Source organism: Streptomyces sp. NPDC028635 (assembly GCF_040637635.1).
GTDB lineage: Bacteria > Actinomycetota > Actinomycetes > Streptomycetales > Streptomycetaceae > Streptomyces.
Window position 1 is genome coordinate 132,969 of the sequence record NZ_JBEZWX010000005.1, and the last position, 17,232, is coordinate 150,200.

Annotated in this window: 14 protein-coding genes; 8 read left to right on the plus strand and 6 right to left on the minus strand. The window is 72.5% G+C overall.

Annotation, left to right across the window (positions count from 1 at the left end; translation table 11 throughout):
- Positions 1 to 251: 251 nt before the first annotated feature.
- The 5 genes from AB0E88_RS07770 to AB0E88_RS07790 all read left to right on the plus strand — a co-directional run bounded on the left by AB0E88_RS07770 (position 252) and on the right by AB0E88_RS07790 (position 6,758).
- Entirely contained in the window at positions 252 to 1,016 is a 765-nt protein-coding gene (locus AB0E88_RS07770; RefSeq protein WP_361625513.1) for an IclR family transcriptional regulator, read from the plus strand.
- A 494-nt stretch (positions 1,017 to 1,510) separates the two neighbouring features.
- Entirely contained in the window at positions 1,511 to 2,305 is a 795-nt protein-coding gene (locus AB0E88_RS07775; RefSeq protein WP_361625516.1) for an MIP/aquaporin family protein, read from the plus strand.
- Between the two features lie 111 nt (positions 2,306 to 2,416).
- On the plus strand, positions 2,417 to 3,955 hold the full coding sequence (gene glpK, locus AB0E88_RS07780) for a glycerol kinase GlpK (protein WP_361625519.1): 1,539 nt from the start codon (positions 2,417 to 2,419) through the stop codon (positions 3,953 to 3,955).
- An 8-nt stretch (positions 3,956 to 3,963) separates the two neighbouring features.
- On the plus strand, positions 3,964 to 5,580 hold the full coding sequence (locus AB0E88_RS07785; RefSeq protein WP_361625522.1) for a glycerol-3-phosphate dehydrogenase/oxidase: 1,617 nt from the start codon (positions 3,964 to 3,966) through the stop codon (positions 5,578 to 5,580).
- Between the two features lie 260 nt (positions 5,581 to 5,840).
- Positions 5,841 to 6,758 (plus strand): PAC2 family protein, encoded by a 918-nt coding sequence (locus AB0E88_RS07790; RefSeq protein WP_361625525.1) that lies wholly within the window; start codon positions 5,841 to 5,843, stop codon positions 6,756 to 6,758.
- 99 nt (positions 6,759 to 6,857) lie between these two features.
- Here the strand turns inward: AB0E88_RS07790 and mshC are convergent, their stop codons facing one another.
- From mshC to AB0E88_RS07810, 4 genes are all read right to left on the minus strand, one after another.
- Positions 6,858 to 8,087 carry a cysteine--1-D-myo-inosityl 2-amino-2-deoxy-alpha-D-glucopyranoside ligase gene (gene mshC / locus AB0E88_RS07795; protein ID WP_361625528.1) on the minus strand — a complete coding sequence of 410 codons (1,230 nt, stop codon included), beginning with the start codon at positions 8,085 to 8,087 and terminating at the stop codon, positions 6,858 to 6,860.
- Between the two features lie 255 nt (positions 8,088 to 8,342).
- The gene (locus AB0E88_RS07800; protein WP_361625531.1) at positions 8,343 to 9,164 is read right to left on the minus strand and encodes an SCO1664 family protein; all 822 of its coding nucleotides are present in this window, start codon (positions 9,162 to 9,164) and stop codon (positions 8,343 to 8,345) included.
- On the minus strand, positions 9,128 to 9,718 hold the full coding sequence (locus tag AB0E88_RS07805; protein WP_361625534.1) for a DUF3090 domain-containing protein: 591 nt from the start codon (positions 9,716 to 9,718) through the stop codon (positions 9,128 to 9,130). Before AB0E88_RS07805 ends, AB0E88_RS07800 begins: the two co-directional genes overlap by 37 nt.
- A 72-nt stretch (positions 9,719 to 9,790) precedes the next feature.
- On the minus strand, positions 9,791 to 10,477 hold the full coding sequence (locus AB0E88_RS07810) for a histidine phosphatase family protein (RefSeq protein ID WP_361625537.1): 687 nt from the start codon (positions 10,475 to 10,477) through the stop codon (positions 9,791 to 9,793).
- Positions 10,478 to 10,539: 62 nt separating this feature from the next.
- On the opposite strand from AB0E88_RS07810, the gene corA reads away from it, so the two are divergent.
- On the plus strand, positions 10,540 to 11,535 hold the full coding sequence (gene corA, locus AB0E88_RS07815) for a magnesium/cobalt transporter CorA (RefSeq protein ID WP_361625540.1): 996 nt from the start codon (positions 10,540 to 10,542) through the stop codon (positions 11,533 to 11,535).
- Positions 11,536 to 11,566: 31 nt separating this feature from the next.
- On the opposite strand, the gene AB0E88_RS07820 is transcribed toward corA, so the two are convergent.
- Together AB0E88_RS07820 and AB0E88_RS07825 are read right to left on the minus strand one after the other, a co-directional pair.
- Positions 11,567 to 12,355: a ferritin-like domain-containing protein gene (locus AB0E88_RS07820; RefSeq protein WP_361625543.1), complete on the minus strand. Its 789-nt coding sequence runs from the start codon at positions 12,353 to 12,355 to the stop codon at positions 11,567 to 11,569.
- Between the two features lie 220 nt (positions 12,356 to 12,575).
- On the minus strand, positions 12,576 to 13,631 hold the full coding sequence (locus tag AB0E88_RS07825; protein WP_361625546.1) for an LLM class F420-dependent oxidoreductase: 1,056 nt from the start codon (positions 13,629 to 13,631) through the stop codon (positions 12,576 to 12,578).
- A gap of 183 nt (positions 13,632 to 13,814) precedes the next feature.
- On the opposite strand from AB0E88_RS07825, the gene AB0E88_RS07830 reads away from it, so the two are divergent.
- Positions 13,815 to 14,801: an aldo/keto reductase gene (locus AB0E88_RS07830; protein ID WP_361625549.1), complete on the plus strand. Its 987-nt coding sequence runs from the start codon at positions 13,815 to 13,817 to the stop codon at positions 14,799 to 14,801.
- Positions 14,798 to 17,122: a helix-hairpin-helix domain-containing protein gene (locus AB0E88_RS07835; protein WP_361625552.1), complete on the plus strand. Its 2,325-nt coding sequence runs from the start codon at positions 14,798 to 14,800 to the stop codon at positions 17,120 to 17,122. Before AB0E88_RS07830 ends, AB0E88_RS07835 begins: the two co-directional genes overlap by 4 nt.
- Positions 17,123 to 17,232: the final 110 nt, after the last annotated feature.

Sequence of the window (17,232 nt, forward strand, 5' to 3'; positions counted from 1 at the left end):
AGGTCAAAGGGGCCGCGCGGGCGAGGGGACGTGCACACCCGGCCCGGGTGGGCGCGGTGCGGGGCGCTCGAAGGGGGATGATGCGAGGCGTCCCGGGGACACCCCGTTGTGGCCGACACGCCGCGCATGGCGTAACAAGTACCGTCCGACCATTGGCGGGAGGTCGGCATGGACCGGTAGTGTTCGACATTGCCGAACGCCGGTGGGAGCACCGCGCGTGAGCGGTCGATGGGGACGGAGGCAGGACGGCGATGGCACGGAACATCCAGTCGCTCGAGCGGGCGGCCGCGATGCTGCGGCTGCTCGGGGGTGGCGAGCGGCGCCTGGGCCTGTCGGACATCGCCTCCGCGCTCGGCCTCGCCAAGGGCACCGCGCACGGCATCCTGCGCACCCTCCAGCAGGAGGGGTTCGTGGAGCAGGACGAGGCTTCCGGGCGCTACCAGCTGGGCGCGGAGCTGCTGCGCCTGGGCACGACGTATCTGGATGTGCACGAGCTGCGGGCGCGGGCCCTGGTCTGGACGGACGATCTGGCCCGTTCCAGCGGGGAGAGCGTCTACCTGGGCGTGCTGCACCAGCAGGGCGTGCTGATCGTGCACCACGTCTTCCGGCCCGACGACAGCCGGCAAGTGCTGGAGATCGGGGCGATGCAGCCGCTGCACTCCACGGCCCTGGGCAAGGTGCTGTCCGCGTACGACCCGGTGGCGCACAGCGAGGCACTGGAGTCCGACCGCAAGGCCTTCACGGACCGCACGGTGTGCGATCTGGAGAGCTTCGAGCGCCTCCTCGACGTCACCCGCGCGCGTGGCTACGCGGCCGATGTGGAGGAGACCTGGGAGGGCGTCGCGTCCATCGCCGCGCCCATCCACGACCGGCGGCGCATGCCGGTGGGCGCGGTGGGCATCACCGGCGCCGTGGAGCGGCTGCGCCGGGACGGGGAGCTACGGCCCGAGCTGATCGCGGCCGTGCGGGACTGCGCCCGCGCGGTGTCGCGGGATCTGGGCGCCGGGCGCTTCTGAGGCGCCGGGCTGCCCTGAGGCGCCGTACCGCCATGGACGCCGTGCCCCCATGAAGGGCGCACCGCCATGGACGCCGTACCCCCATGAAGGGCGCACCGCCATGGACGCCGTACCCCCATGAAGGGCGCACCGCCATGGACGCCGTACCCCATGGACGTCGCACCGCCATGGACGCCGTATCACCATGAGGGCCGGAGCGCCGGGAACGCGCTCCGGCCCTCGGTCGTGCCCTCGCGCGGCGGCGTCCGCGCGAGGCGATCAGTAACGATCAGGCTTTCGAACCCAGACCTCTCGCCCAGACCTCTTGACGCACCTGTGAAGGCGAAGCAAGACTCCCGTCCATCGGTCGGCATTGTCGAACACCTACCGGCAATACGCGCTAGAGTGTGACAACGCCAAGGGCCGGATTTCGCTCTCACCCCCGAGGGCGCCGCAACCCCGGCGGGACCCGGGAGTTCGGCTTCCCCCCTGGACGAAGGACAAAGGAGTCGCGGGTGTCCAGCTCCGACATCTTCATCGGCGAGACCATAGGTACCGCCGTTCTCATCCTCCTCGGCGGCGGCGTCTGCGCCGCCGTGACCCTGAAGGCCTCCAAGGCCCGCAACGCCGGCTGGCTCGCCATCGCCTTCGGCTGGGGTTTCGCCGTGATGACGGCGGTGTACATCTCCGGCCCGCTCTCCGGTGCCCACCTCAACCCGGCCGTGACGGTCGCCCTGGCGATCAAGGACAGTGACTGGACGAACGTCCCGCTGTACTTCGCCGGCCAGCTGCTCGGCGCCATGATCGGTGCCGCACTGGTCTGGGTGGCCTACTACGGCCAGTTCCAGGCGCACCTGACCGACAAGGAGATCGTCGGCGGTCCGGGCGCGCAGGCCACCACGGCCAAGGCCGTCGAGGCGCAGGAGAAGGGCGCCGGCCCCGTCCTGGGCGTCTTCTCCACCGGTCCGGAGATCCGGAACACGGTGCAGAACCTGCTGACGGAGATCATCGGCACCGTCGTGCTGATCCTCGCGGTCCTCACCCAGGGCCTCAACGACAAGGGCAACGGCCTCGGCATCCTGGGCGGTCTGATCACCGCGCTGGTGGTCGTCTCGATCGGTCTGTCCCTCGGCGGCCCGACCGGCTACGCCATCAACCCGGCCCGCGACCTCGGCCCGCGCATCGTGCACGCCCTGCTGCCGCTGCCCAACAAGGGCGGCTCGGACTGGGCCTACGCGTGGATCCCGGTGGTCGGTCCGCTGATCGGCGGCGCGATCGCCGCAGGCCTCTACAACGTCGCATTCGCGTAGGAGCCAGCTCAGGATGTCCGTGAGGAACAGCGAGACCTCCCCGCGGACCACCGAGCACCGCACGCGCCGTACCCATCAGCCCCCCAACGACGGATCCTCCAGGAGCACACAGTGACCGACGCGCACACCGCCGGCCCCTTCATCGCCGCCATCGACCAGGGCACCACCTCCAGCCGCTGCATCGTCTTCGACCGGGACGGCCGGATTGTCTCCGTCGACCAGAAGGAGCACGAGCAGATCTTCCCGAAGCCGGGCTGGGTCGAGCACAACGCCACCGAGATCTGGACCAACGTCCAGGAGGTCGTCGCCGGCGCGGTCGCCAAGGCCGGCATCACCCGCGACGACATCAAGGCCATCGGCATCACCAACCAGCGCGAGACGACCGTGCTGTGGGACAAGAACACCGGCGAGCCGGTGCACAACGCCATCGTCTGGCAGGACACCCGCACCGACGGCCTGTGCCGCGAGCTGGGCCGCAACGTCGGCCAGGACCGCTTCCGCCGCGAGACCGGTCTGCCCCTCGCCTCCTACTTCGCCGGGCCCAAGGCCCGCTGGCTGCTCGACAACGTCGAGGGCCTCAAGGAGCGCGCCGAGGCCGGGGACATCCTCTTCGGCACCATGGACACCTGGGTCATCTGGAACCTGACCGGTGGTGTCAACGGCGGCAAGCACGTCACCGACGTCACCAACGCATCCCGCACCATGCTGATGAACCTCCACACCATGGAGTGGGACGACAAGATCTGCGAGTCGATCGGCGTCCCGAAGCAGATCCTGCCCGAGATCCGCTCCTCCGCCGAGGTCTACGGCGAGATCACGGGCGGCAAGCTGGGCGACCTGCTCGGCGGCATCCCGGTCGCCTCGGCGCTCGGCGACCAGCAGGCGGCCCTGTTCGGCCAGACCTGCTTCTCCGAGGGCGAGACCAAGTCGACCTACGGCACCGGCACCTTCATGGTGATGAACACCGGCGACAAGATCATCAACTCCTACGCCGGTCTGCTCACCACCGTCGGCTACAAGATCGGCGACCAGGACACGGTCTACGCCCTGGAGGGCTCGATCGCCGTCACCGGCTCGCTGGTGCAGTGGATGCGCGACCAGATGGGCCTGATCTCCACGGCCGCCGAGATCGAGACCCTCGCGCTGTCCGTGGAGGACAACGGCGGCGCGTACTTCGTGCCGGCCTTCTCCGGTCTGTTCGCCCCGCACTGGCGCTCCGACGCCCGTGGTGTGATCGCCGGCCTGACCCGGTACGTCACCAAGGCGCACCTGGCGCGCGCCGTCCTGGAGGCCACCGCCTGGCAGACGCGGGAGATCGCCGACGCCATGGTGAAGGACTCCGGCGTCGAGCTGGTGACCCTCAAGGTCGACGGCGGCATGACCGCCAACAACCTGCTGATGCAGACGCTCTCCGACGTGCTGGACGCCCCCGTCGTGCGCCCGATGGTCGCCGAGACCACCTGCCTCGGCGCCGCCTACGCCGCCGGTCTCGCCGTCGGCTTCTGGAACAGCACCGACGACCTGCGCGCCAACTGGCGCCGGGCCGCCGAGTGGACCCCCCGCATGGACGCGGAGACCCGCGACCGTGAGTACAAGAACTGGCTCAAGGCCGTCGAGCGGACCATGGGCTGGCTCGAGGACGAGGAGTAATACCCGCTATGACCACGCAGTCCACCCTGAGTTCCGTACCTGCCCTGGGCACCCACCCGGCCACCGGCTCGAACCCGAGCCGAGCCGAGACCCGGGAGCAGCTCTCCAAGGCGTCGTACGACCTGCTCGTCATCGGCGGCGGCATCCTCGGCATCTCGACGGCCTGGCACGCCGCGCAGTCCGGCCTCAGGGTGGCTCTGGTCGACGCCGGCGACTTCGCCGGCGCCACCTCCTCCGCCTCCTCCAAGCTGCTCCACGGCGGCCTGCGCTACCTGCAGACCGGTGCGGTGAAGCTGGTGGCGGAGAACCACTTCGAGCGCCGTGCGGTCTCCCGTCAGGTGGCGCCCCACCTGGCGAACCCGCTCACGTTCTACCTCCCCGTGTACAAGGGCGGGCCGCACGGCGCGGCTAAGCTCGGCGCGGGCGTCTTCGCCTACTCCGCGCTCTCCGCGTTCGGTGACGGTGTCGGCCACCTGCTCTCCCCCGCCAAGGCGGCGCAGGACGTGCCGGAGCTGCGCACCGACAACCTCAAGGCCGTGGCCGTCTACGGCGACGACCAGATGAACGACGCGCGCATGGCGCTGATGACGGTCCGCGCGGCCGTGGACGCGGGCGCGGTCGTCCTGAACCACGCCGAGGTGACCGGTCTGCGCTTCACCAAGGGCCGGGTGACCGGTGCGGAGCTGCGCGACCGTCTCTCCGGCGACGAGTTCGGGGTCAGTGCCCGCCTGGTGCTGAATGCGACCGGCCCGTGGGTCGACCACCTGCGCCGGATGGAGGACCCGAACGCTGCGCCCTCCATCCGCCTGTCCAAGGGTGCGCACCTGGTCCTGAAGCGGACCTCGCCGTGGAAGGCGGCGCTGGCCACCCCGATCGACAAGTACCGCATCACCTTCGCCCTCCCCTGGGAGGACATGCTGCTGCTCGGCACCACCGACGAGGAGTACGAGGGCGACCCGGCGGACGTCGCGGTCAACGAGAAGGACATAGCGCAGATCCTGGACGAGGCGGCCTTCTCGATCCGTGACCAGCAGCTGAGCCGTGACCTGATCACGTACTCCTTCGCGGGGCTGCGGGTGCTGCCGGGCGGTCCCGGTGACACCGCCAAGGCCAAGCGCGAGACGGTCGTGACGGAGGGCAAGGGCGGCATGCTGTCCGTCGCGGGCGGCAAGTGGACCACGTTCCGCCACATCGGCCGGACCGTCATGCAGAAGCTGGAGTCGCTGCCGGGCCACCCGCTGGGCGACGACTTCGAGCCGATCGCCTCGCTGCCGAAGAAGCTGCCGCTGCCCGGTGTCGCCAACCCGCGCGCGGTCGCGCACCGGCTGCTGGTGGACCGTCCGGCGCCGGGCCCGCGCATGGCGGCGGACACCGCCAGGCACCTGGCGACGCACTACGGCTCGCTGGCGTTCGACATCGCCCGCCTGGCCAACGAGCACCCGGAGCTGGGCGAGCGGGTCCACCCCGACGCCCCGGAGATCTGGGCGCAGGTCGTCTACGCCCGTGACCACGAGTGGGCCGAGACCGCGGACGACGTGCTGCGCCGCCGCACCACCCTGACGATCCGCGGCCTGGCCACGGACGAGGTGCGGGGCAAGGTCCAGGACCTGCTCGACAAGAAGTAGGGCCGGCTCAGGTTCGACGGCCGGACGGCCCTGCGCCACGCAAGGGGCGGCTCCCCGCACGGGGCCGCCCCTTGAGGGCGTTCGGCAGATGACGGGTGATCAGGCGGCCGGGTACGGCGCCTTGATCGACGCGGGGTGTTCCGGGGTGGCGATCGGGGCAGTGTTCCGTTCACTCCCCCGTGCAAGGGGGCTGCGGGCGCCCCCGCCGCACGCCGTAAGGTTGGGTGGTCAAGCGAGGGCACGTCGGAAGGAGGCACTGGGTGATCGAGCTCGAGGGGGTTCCCGAGCTGATCGACCCGGTCATGGTGGCCGCGTTCGAGGGCTGGAACGATGCCGGCGACGCCGCCTCCACCGCGGTCGCGCATCTGGAGAAGGAGTGGAAGGGCGAGGTGTTCGCGGCGCTGGACGCCGAGGACTACTACGACTTCCAGGTGAACCGCCCCACGGTCTTCATGGACGGCGGCGTCCGCAAGATCACGTGGCCGACGACAAGGTTGTCCGTGGTCCGTGTCGGCGGTGACAAGCCCCGGGACCTGGTCCTGGTCCGCGGCATCGAACCGTCGATGCGCTGGCGCTCGTTCTGCAACGAGCTGCTGGGCTTCGCGCACGAGCTGGGTGTGGAGCTGGTGGTGATCCTGGGCGCCCTGCTCGGCGACACCCCGCACACGCGTCCGGTCCCGATCAGCGGGACGACGTCCGACGCGGACCTGGCACGCCGGATGGATCTGGAGGAGACCAAGTACGAGGGTCCCACCGGCATCGTGGGTGTGCTGCAGGAGGCGTGCACGCACGCGGGCGTGCCGGCCGTGTCGCTGTGGGCGGCCGTGCCGCACTACGTGTCGCAGCCGCCCAACCCGAAGGCGACGCTGGCGCTGCTGAACCGCCTGGAAGACCTGATCGACGTGCGGATCCCGCTGGGCGAGCTGCCCGAGGACGCGCGTGCCTGGCAGGTGGGCGTGGACCAGCTGGCCGCGGAGGACAGCGAGGTGGCCGAGTACGTCCAGACGCTGGAGGAGGCCCGGGACACCGCGGAGCTTCCGGAGGCGTCGGGCGAGGCGATCGCGCGGGAGTTCGAGCGGTATCTGCGACGCCGTGACGTGAGCCCTCCGGGCGGGAAGCCGAAGCCGCCGACCGCCGGGGGCGGCCCCAAGGGTGACGAGGACGACGCGGAGGACTGAGGCTCCACGAGGGCCGAGGACAAAGGCTCCGCGAAGAAGGGGCGCTTCCCGAGCCGGGAAGCGCCCCTTCTCTTCACGGGGCGCAGCCCCGCGTGAAGCTCACAGAGCCACCCCGAGCAGCGCGTCCACCGCGCGGGAGACGACGCCGGGTGCGCCGGCGTCCGTGCCGCCCTGCTCCTCCTGGAGCGCGACCCAGCGGTCGACGGCGGCCAGTGCGGCCGGGGCGTCGAGGTCGTGGGCGAGGGCGTCGCGAATCTCCTCGACGAGCGCGTCGGCGGACGGGCCGTCGGGCCGGGAGACCGCCGCGCGCCACCGGCCGAGCCGGGCGACGGCGTCGGCGAGGACCTGGTCGGTCCACTCCCAGTCGGCGCGGTAGTGGTGGGCGAGCAGCGACAGCCGGATGGCGGCGGGGTCGACGCCGTCGCGGCGCAGCTGGGAGACGAAGACCAGGTTGCCCTTGGACTTGGACATCTTCTCGCCGTGCAGGGCCACCATGCCGGCGTGGACGTAGGCCTGGGCCATGGGGAACTCGCCGGTGAGCACCTGGGCGTGCGAGGCGCCCATCTCGTGGTGCGGGAAGGCGAGGTCGGAGCCGCCGCCCTGGACGTCGAAGCCCATGCCGAGGTGGTCCAAGGCGATGGCGACGCACTCGATGTGCCAGCCGGGGCGTCCCCGGCCGAGGGAGGCGCCGTCCCAGCTGGGCTCGCCCTCACGGGCGGCCATCCACAGCATCGGGTCGAGCGGGTTCTTCTTGCCCGGGCGGTCCGGGTCGCCGCCGCGCTCGGCGGACAGCAGCCGCATGGCGGCGGCGTCCAGGTTGGAGACCTTGCCGAAGTGCGGGTCGGACTCGACGGAGAAGTAGATGTCGCCTTCCAGCTCGTAGGCCGCGCCGAGATCGCGCAGGCGCTCCACGAGCGGGACGATGCCGGGTATGGCCTCGACGGCGCCTATGTACTGCCGGGGCGGCAGCATGCGCAGGGCCGTCATGTCCTCACGGAAGAGGGCCGTCTCCTTCTCGGCGAGGGCGACCCAGTCGAGGCCGTCCCGCTCCGCGCGCTCCAGCAGCGGATCGTCGACGTCCGTGACGTTCTGGACGTAGTGAACCTGCCGCTTGGTGTCGAGCCACACGCGCTGCACGAGGTCGAACGCGTTGTAGGTCGCCGCGTGCCCCAGGTGGGTGGCGTCGTACGGGGTGATGCCGCAGACGTAGATACGGGCGACGGGACCGGGCTGGAGGGTGACCAGCTGGCCGGTCGCGGTGTCGTGGATCCTCAGGTCGCGGCCCTGACCGTGCAGGGCGGGGACTTCGGAAGCGGGCCAGGCATGCATGTCATGAGCCTAACCGGACCGGGGTTTCACATACGAACCGGAGCGGGCCGGATGGCCGGGAAGGCGCTCTTGTGTCTTCCCGGCGGATGTGCAGTCGACCGGAGCCGGACGCGACGGGCTGTGCCGGACGGCTGGCCGGCACGGCGGGACGGGCCGTGCCGGACGGACTGTGCCGGACGGGACGGGCCGTCGTGGACGGCCTGGGCCGCCGGACGGGCGGTGTCGGACGGGACGGGCCGCAGCGGACGGGCCGTGTCAGACGGGTGGCCAGGGAATCGCCGGCCATTCCCCGCTCGGCTCGGGATGTTTCCCCGAGGCGAGCAGCGCCTCGACACGCGCGCGTGTGGCGTCGGTCTCGGCGGGGCTGATCAGGCCCGCGAGCCGCTCGGCGAGGGGCCCGCCCTCCTTCAGCTCGGCGCACAGCCGGGTCAGGACCTGGGCGGCCTCCTCGGTCAGCGGCTCGCCCGCCCATCCCCACAGCAGGGTGCGCAGCTTGTTCTCGACGTGGAAGGTGACGCCGTGGTCGATGCCGTACAGCCGTCCTCCGGCGGCGGGCAGCAGGTGGCCGCCCTTGCGGTCGGCGTTGTTGATCACGGCGTCCATGACGGCGAGCCGCCGCAGCCGGGGGTCGTCGGCGTGCACGAGCAGGGCGGTACGGTCCTCGCCGACGTCCGCGAAGCCGATCGCCTTCCAGCCCGCCTCCGGCTCCTCGCCGTCGACGAGGGCGAGCAGCTCGGCGCCCTCGGGCTCGACGTCGATCCAGAGCTGGCACATGCCCTCGCCGTAGGGCCCGTCGCGCAGGACGGTCGGCGGGACCAGGTGCCAGCCGGTCGCCTCGGACACCTCGTACGCGGCGACCTCGCGGCGGGCCAGGGCGCCGTCGGGGAAGTCCCACAGGGGACGCTCACCGGCGACCGGCTTGTAGATGCAGGCGGCCTCCTGGCCGTCGAGGGCCACCGTGCAGTACAGGGCGGCGTTGGAGGCCTCGCGGATGCGCCCGCGGACGGTCAGCTCCCCCTCGGCGAGGAGCTGCGCCGCGGTCACGCTCCGCGGCGGTATCCGTTCTGGCGCGGACATACGTGTCCCTCCGGGTCGAGCGGCAGGCTGCACAGCGGGCAGGGCGGCCGGCCGGCGTTGACGACGTCGAGGGCGCGTTTGGCGAAGGCTCTGGCCTGGGCGCCGCTGAGGCGGACCCGCAGCATCGGAGGCCCGTTCTCCTCGTCCTGCAGCAGCCGTTCCTCGGCCTCGGCGAGGTCTTCGTCGGACTCGGCGTCGAGTTCCACGAGGGCCTGCGCCTCGACGATCATGCACTGCTCCTCGCCGTCCCAGGCGAGGGCCATGGTGCCCACCCGGAACTCCTCCTCGATGGGAGTCTCCAGCGGGGCGCTGTCGGCGATCTCGGCGGGCGCGACGGCCGGGACGGCGGCGTTGCCGCCGCTGCGGCGCACCACCTCGTCGAGGAGCTCGTCCATGCGCTCCGCGAGCGCGGCGACCTGGGTCTTCTCCAGCGCCACACTGGTCACCCGGGCGCCGGCGCTGGCTTGCAGAAAGAAGGTACGGCGCCCGGGCAGTCCGACCGTACCGGCCACGAAGCGGTCCGGTTGGTCGTAGAGGAACACCTGACGGGACACGTCCAGCTCCAAGAATCGTTAAGGGGCGATCGCTGCGCTACTGCGACCGCTTCACCCTACTGCGGCCGACGATCACGGTGCGCCCGCACCACCCCCCACGGTCGCGTCGTCGCCCGGCGGCTGCTCGCGGGGGGCCAGGGAGGCGAGGTCGCCGGTGTCGCCGAGGCGCACGAGGAAGGGACGCAGCCGGGTGTAGCGGATCGCGGTGATGGAACACGGTTCGACGGAGATCCGCTGGAAGAGGTCGAGATGCAGGCCGAGGGCGTCGGCCACGAGCGACTTGATGATGTCGCCGTGGGAGCACATCAGGTACACCGCGTCCGCGCCGTGGTCGCGCTCCACGCGCGCGTTCCACTCGCGGACCGCTTCGGCGGCGCGGGTCTGCATGGCGCGCATGGACTCCCCGCCGGGGAAGGCGGCCGCGGAGGGGTGGGACTGGACGACCTCCATCAGGGGCTCGTCGCTCAGCTCGGCGAGCTTGCGGCCCGACCAGTCGCCGTAGTGGCACTCGCCGATGCGGTCGTCGGTGTGCGGTGTCAGACCGGGGCGGGCCGCCAGCAGCGGCGCCACGGTCTCCTGGCAGCGCTGCAGCGGGCTGGTGACGATCTCGGCGAGCGGCAGCGCGGCGAGCCGGCCGGGCAGCTCCGCCGCCTGCGCGCTGCCGCGCTCGTCGAGGGCGACGCCGGGGGTCCAGCCGGCGAGGAGGCCCTCGCTGTTGGCGGTGGAACGTCCGTGCCTTACGAGGATCAACGTGGGCATGCGCCCCAGGGTAGGCGTACGCAGGGCTGCGCTGTCGGCCCGCAGGAAGGAGAATGCGCTCCGTGATCGTCGATTGCGCCATCTACAGCGAGGGCAGGCGGACCGAGGGGCCCGGGGACTTCTCCGACGCCCTGGAGGAGGCACGGGCCGCGGGCGGGTTCGTGTGGGTGGGCCTGTACGAGCCGTCCGAGGACGAGTTCGAGCACGTCACCCAGGAGTTCGCGCTGCATCCGCTGGCGGTGGAGGACGCCCTGAAGGCGCACCAGCGGCCCAAGCTGGAGGTGTACGACGACTCGCTGTTCCTGGTGCTCAAGCCGGTGGTGTACGAGCCGGAGAGCGACACCGTCTCGGCCGGCGAGGTCATGGTCTTCCTCGGTGACGGCTTCGTGGTGACCGTGCGGCACGGCGAGGGGTCGCCGCTGGGGGCGGTGCGCAAGCGGCTGGAGCACGAGCCGGAGCTGCTCGGCAAGGGACCGACGTCGGTGGTGTACGCCATCGCCGACGCCGTCGTGGACCACTATCTGGACGTGGCGACGGAGCTGCAGACCGATCTGGAGGAGCTGGAGACCGAGGTGTTCTCGCCGTCCAGCGGCGGCACCCGGCACACGGCGTCGCGGATATACACCTTCAAGCGGCAGGTGCTGGAGTTCCGGCGCGCGACGGGACCGCTGGCGAAGCCGCTGAGCCGGATGGCGGGCGCGGGCGAGTACGGCGGGAAGGTGCCGTTCGTGGACGACAAGGCGCGGCCCTTCTTCCGTGACGTCAGCGACCACCTCACGCGCGTGAACGAGTCCGTGGAGGGGCTGGACCGGCTGGTGTCGGACATACTCTCGGCGCACCTGGCGCAGATGAGCGTCCGGCAGAACGACGACATGCGGAAGATCTCCGCGTGGGCGGCCATGGCGGCGGTGCCCACGATGATCGCGGGGATCTACGGGATGAACTTCGACCACATGCCCGAGCTGCACTGGGTGTGGTCGTACCCGGCGGTGATCATCGTGATGGTGGGCCTAGTGGTGCTGCTGTACCGGCTGTTCAAGCGGCGGGGCTGGATGTGACACCGGCGCGGTGAGCGGGTGCCGGGGGCGGTCAGGCGAATTCGGGGGCCGTGGTGGGGGCGCCGCCGAGCGCGTCGCGGCGTTCGGGCATGCGCAGGGACACCATGCGGTGCCAGCCCGCGAACCGTTCCCAGGCATACACCGCGTGGATGCCGGCGGCGAGCAGCGCCGACCTGGCCCGGGACCAGCCCAGGATGCGTCCCATGTGCGCCATGACGGCGAGGCTGACGTCGCGGTAGACGCGGATCTCGGCTAGGGCGCACGCGCGCAGGGTGCGCTGGATGAGCCGGCCGTGTCCGGCGGCCGCGAGGCGCAGCAGTTCCTCGTGCGTGTACGCCAGGTGGTTGTCCTCGTCGGCGGAGATCATCCGGACGGCCTTGCCGAGGTCCGGGTGGTCGGCGAAGTACGCGCGGAGCATGAGCATCTGCTCCGCGGCGCGCTGCTCGGTGACCCGGCTGTGCGCGAGGTAGACGACGATGTCCTCCGTCGTGAGGGGCCGGTCGGCCTTGAGCTTGTCGTGCGACAGACCGATGCCGCGCTGCTCCAGGAGCATCGTGTAGTCGGTCTCGTCGGGCACCGGCACCGGTCGCAGGCCGCGCTTGCGCATGAGGGCGTTGAAGATGCGGCCGTGCTTGTCCTCGTCGGCTCCGTGCCGGGCGATCTTGGGAGCCATGGCGCGTTCGCCCGGCGGCACGAGCGCGGCGATACGGCCGTTCTCCCAGCCCCCCTGTGACTCCCCGCCGGCGGCGATGGAGCAGAACAGCGCGAAGGACTCGTCGTTGTCGAGGATCTCCTGGAACAGATTCTTCGCCGAAAGCATCTGGGGCACCTCTCTGAAGGCCTGCGCCAAGAACGAGTCAAGTGCGGTGCGAGAGGTGCTGCAACACGGGTGTCGGAACGCTGCTCCGGACGGGCGACGGTTCCGGGTCGGGAAAGGCCGTAACCCGGGGGCGCCGGGCGCGTTGTTCCGGATGACGGCCGTGGCGGGGAAGACCCCCGAGCCCCCACCACGGCCGTAGTGCTTGTCCGGACCCTGCCGGCTACGCCAGGCCGGCGCGCTCCAGGGCCTCCACACCGGCGCGCAGCGCGGCGACGCGCTCGTCCAGGGTGAAGCCGGCCGGGTTGAGGTTCAGGGTGGTGACACCGGCGGCCGCGTAGGCCTTCATGCGGTCGGCGATCCGGTCCACGGAACCGAGCAGCGTGGTGGCGTCGATGAGGTCGTGCGGTACGGCGGCCGCGGCGCCCTGCTTGTCGCCGGAGAGGTACTTCTGCTGGACCTCGTCGGCGGCCTGCTCGTAGCCCATGCGCCGGGCGAGCTGGTTGTAGAAGTTCTGCTTGGCGCTGCCCATGCCGCCGACGTACAGGGCGGTGTAGGGCCGGAAGGCGTCGGCGAGACCGGTCACGTCCTTGTCGTCGCCGAGGTGGAGCGGCAGGGTGGGCGCGACGTCGAAGCCGTCCATGGTCAGGCCGGCCTTCTCGCGTCCGGCGCGCAGATGCCGGATCGCGGTGTCCTCCAAGTGGTCGGCGGAGGGAAAGATCAGCAGGGCGCCGTCGGCGATCTCGCCGGTCTGCTCCAGGTTCCTCGGGCCGATCGCGGCGATGTACAGCGGGATGTGCTCGCGCTCGGGGTGCACGGTCAGCTTGATCGGCTTGCCCGGGCCGCCGGGCAGCGGCAGCGTCCAGTGCTCGCCCTCGAACGACAGGCGCTCGCGGCTCATCGCCCGGCGCACGATCTCGACGTACTCGCGGGTGCGGGACAGCGGCTTGTCGAACTTGACGCCGTACCAGCCCTCGGAGACCTGCGGGCCGGAGACGCCGAGACCGAGCCGGAAACGGCCGCCGGACAGGGAGTCCAGGGTCGCGGCGGTCATGGCGGTCATCGCCGGCTGGCGGGCCGGGATCTGGAAGATGGCCGAGCCGACGTCGATGCGCTCGGTCTGGGCGGCGACCCAGCTGAGCACGGTGGCCGCGTCGGAGCCGTAGGCCTCGGCGGCCCAGCAGACCGCGTAGCCGAGCCGGTCGGCCTCCTGGGCGACGGCGAGGTTGTCCGCGTCCATCCCGGCGCCCCAGTAGCCGAGGTTGATCCCGAGCTGCATCTGCGCTCCCCTTACCGATCAGTAATGTCCCGTGTGGGCCGACCTTAGCGCGGGGCCCGCCGCGGGGGCAGGGTGGTGTGGCGAGCGTCGCGCCCGCGTGCCGCGCCACCCCTGGGGAAAGCCGGGATTCTCGTTGTCCACAGGCAACCCACGGCGCATCCCTGGCCAGTAATCTCGGCGTTCATGGAGCAGAGGCATCTCGGCCGCACCGGCCTGCGTGTGTCCCGCGTCGGGCTCGGCACCCTGACCTGGGGCCGGGACACCGACGAGCACGACGCCGCGGACCTGCTGAAGACGTTCTGGGAGGCCGGCGGCACCCTCGTCGACACCGCGGACGTGTACGGCGACGGGGAGGCCGAATATCTGCTCGGGCGGCTCATGGAGGGGCTTATCCCGCGCCGGGATCTGGTCATCTCCACGAAGGCGGGCGGTGTGCCGGACCCGGACCGCCGGTTCGACGGCTCACGCGGGCACCTGCTGGCGGCGCTGGACGCCTCGCTGGCCCGGCTCGGCACGGACTACGTCGACCTGTGGCACCTGCACGCCTACGACCCCCACACACCGCTGGAGGAGACCCTCCAGGCCCTCGACATCGCCGTGAGCAGCGGGCGGGCCCGCTATGCCGGGGTGTCGAACTTCTGCGGCTGGCAGCTCGCCAAGGCGGGCACCTGGCAGCTGGCGGCGCCGGGCACGCGGACCCGGCTGGCCGGAACGCAGATGGAGTACTCGCTGCTGCAGCGCGGGGTGGAGCGGGAGGTGCTGCCTGCCGCGCTGGACCTGGGGATCGGGCTGCTGCCGTCCTCGCCGCTGGGCCGCGGGGTGCTGACCGGCAAGTACCGGGGCGACGCCCTGCCGCCGGACTCCCGCGCGGCCTCCGAGCATCTGGCGCCCTTCGTCGCGCCGTACCTCGACGACACCGCGAGCCGGATCGTGGACGCGGTGGCGACGGCCGCCGACGGGCTCGCCGTGACGCCGCTCCAGGTGGCCCTCGCCTGGGTCCGCGACCGGCCCGGCGTGACCGCGCCGATCGTCGGCGCGCGCACGGCGCAGCAGCTCACGGCCGCGTTGTCAGTGGAGGCCCTTAGTCTTCCTGACGAGATCTGCCGGGCGCTCGACGATGTGTCGGCGCCCGTGCACCGCTATCCCGATCACGACTGGAGCACGCTGTGAGCACGGAGCCGGAGACCACGGAGGACGCCGGGCCGGGGACGCCGGACACCGGGGCGGAGCCCGGCACTCCGCAGGAGGAGCCGGCCCGGGACACGCAGGAGGAGCCGGCCCCGGACACCCCGACCGCGGGCGCGGAGGACGCCGCCGGGGGCTCGGTGGGCGAGGGCGCTGCGGAGGCCGACGGAGAGGGCGCGGACGGCGCCGGGGGCTCGGTGGGCGAGGGCGCGGACGGCCCCGGGGGCAGCAGTGGCACCGGCGACGCCGAGGGCACCTCCGGGGAGGGCACCGCGGGGCTGTCGGAGGCGGAGGCCGAGCTGCGGGCGCAGCAGATCGAGCGGGAGCGGATCGAGCGGCGCAAGGCAGAGAAGCAGGGGCCGATCGAGAGCGGTACGAAGCTCAGCGGGACGGCGGCCGACCTGCTCGCCGCCGTACGGGCCGTGGAGAGCGGCCAGAAGCCCCCGAGGACCGTGTTCAGCGAACCGGCCGCACCCCGCCGTCCGGCCCCGGAGCCGGTACGGCGGCCGGAGCCGGCACGGCCCACGCCCGCGGCTCCGGCGGCCTCCTCCGCTTCCGTTTCCGCTTCCCCGGAGAGCGTCGCCGCCGTGGGACGCGTGCTGGCCGAAGGCGGCGCCCCGGAGGCGCTGGCCGCGCAGGCCGCCGCGGTACTCGGCGAGGGCGCGGCCGATGTGCTGCGCGACGACCCCTGGCAGCTGCTGCGGGTCACCGGGGTGCGCCCCGAGCAGGCCGACGGCTTCGCCCGGGCGCTGCTCGGCCCGGACTGCGGTCCGGACGACGAGCGGCGGGGCCGCGCGCTGACCGGCTGGCTGCTGGAGCAGGCCGCCGTCGCGGGGCACACGGCGCTGGAGCTGTCCGCGCTGACCGCCGCGCTGGGGCAGCGCGGGGTGCCCGACCCGGACGCCGCCGTGCAGGACGCCCTCGCCGAGGGTGAGGCGCTGGCCTTCCAGGACGCCCTCGACGAGCAGCCGTCCACGGCCGGGGAGGACGGCGACGAGGAGGAGACCGAGCGCCCGGTGCGCGTCCTGATCGGCCTGGAGCGGTACGCGCTCGCCGAGGAGAGCCTCGCGGACTCTCTGGCCCGCGTGGCCAACTCCCTGGCCAAGGAGGACGGCACCGACTGGACGTCGGCCGCCGCGTCGGCGTCCGGGAGCGCGGCGGAGCTGATCCGCGCCGTCGCCGGGCACGGACTGGTGCTGCACACCGGTGGGGAGGCGGCCCGCGCGGAGCCGGCGGCCCTCGTCGCCGCGGCCCGCACGCTGGGTCTGCGAGCCGTCGCCGCCTGCCACACGCCGGACGGCCGGCGCCGCTTCACCGCGCTGCTCCCCGGCGCCGACGCCGCGGCCGGTGCGGGCGTCGTCACCGTCGCCGGGCTGCTGTCCGGTACCGAGGGCCCCGGCCGGGACGCCGACGGTGCGCTCGCTCTCGATCTGCTGGTGGTGCTGGACGCTCCTCAACTGGACGTGGAGAGCGCGGCGATGGTGGCGGAGTCGCTGCCGGACGGGGCCCGGCTGGTGCTCAGCGGCGATCCCGCGGTGCTGTGGTCGGCCGGTCCCGGGCGGGTCTTCGCCGACCTGCTGGCCGCGCGGGTGTGCCCGCAGATCGCCTCCCGCGTCCCCGACCCCGGGCCCATCGGCGAGCTGGTGTCCGGGATCGGCGTCGGCGAGCTGAGCGAGGTCGAGGCGCCCGGCAAGGAGGTCGTGATCGTGCCGGTGCGGGACGCCGGTGAGGCCGTGCACCGTACCGTGCAGCTGGTCGCCGACTCGGTGCCGCGCGCCCTCGGCGTTCCCCCGGAGCAGACGGTCGTGATCACCCCGGGCCATGGCGGCGCCGCCGGTACGCGGGCGCTGAACGCCGCGCTCAAGGAGCGTCTGAACCCCGGTCCCGGCCGGTTCGGCGGCTTCGACGCGGGCGACCGGATCGCCTACTCCCCCGCGCCGGGGCGCACGGTGCCGGGTCAGGTGACGGGCGCCGACGCCGAGGGACTGCACCTGACCTGCGCGGGTGAGCCCGTCGTCGTACCGCGTGAGCGGGTGGAGCGCACTGTGCGGCACGGCTGGGCGCTGACCGCGCACCAGGCGGTGGGCAGCCGGTGGCCGGCGGCCGTCGTGGTGCTGCCGGGCGACGCCGCGCAGACCCTGAGCCGGCCGTGGGTCTACACGGCGTTCGGCCGGGGTGAGCGGCATCTGTCCGTGGTGCACGGCGTGGAGCAGGCACTGCCCAGAGCGGTCGCCGAGGTCCCGGCCAAGCCCCGCACGACCCGCCTGCCCCTTCTGCTGCGCACCCAGGTCCCGACCGCGGGCTGACCGGCCACCGGCCGCTGCCGCCCAGGGGGCGTCGCTGCGGAGGGCGGCCGGGAACGCGTGCGGCCCGGGACGTGTCGTCCCGGGCCGGTTGCGGGGGGGTGCGGGTCCGG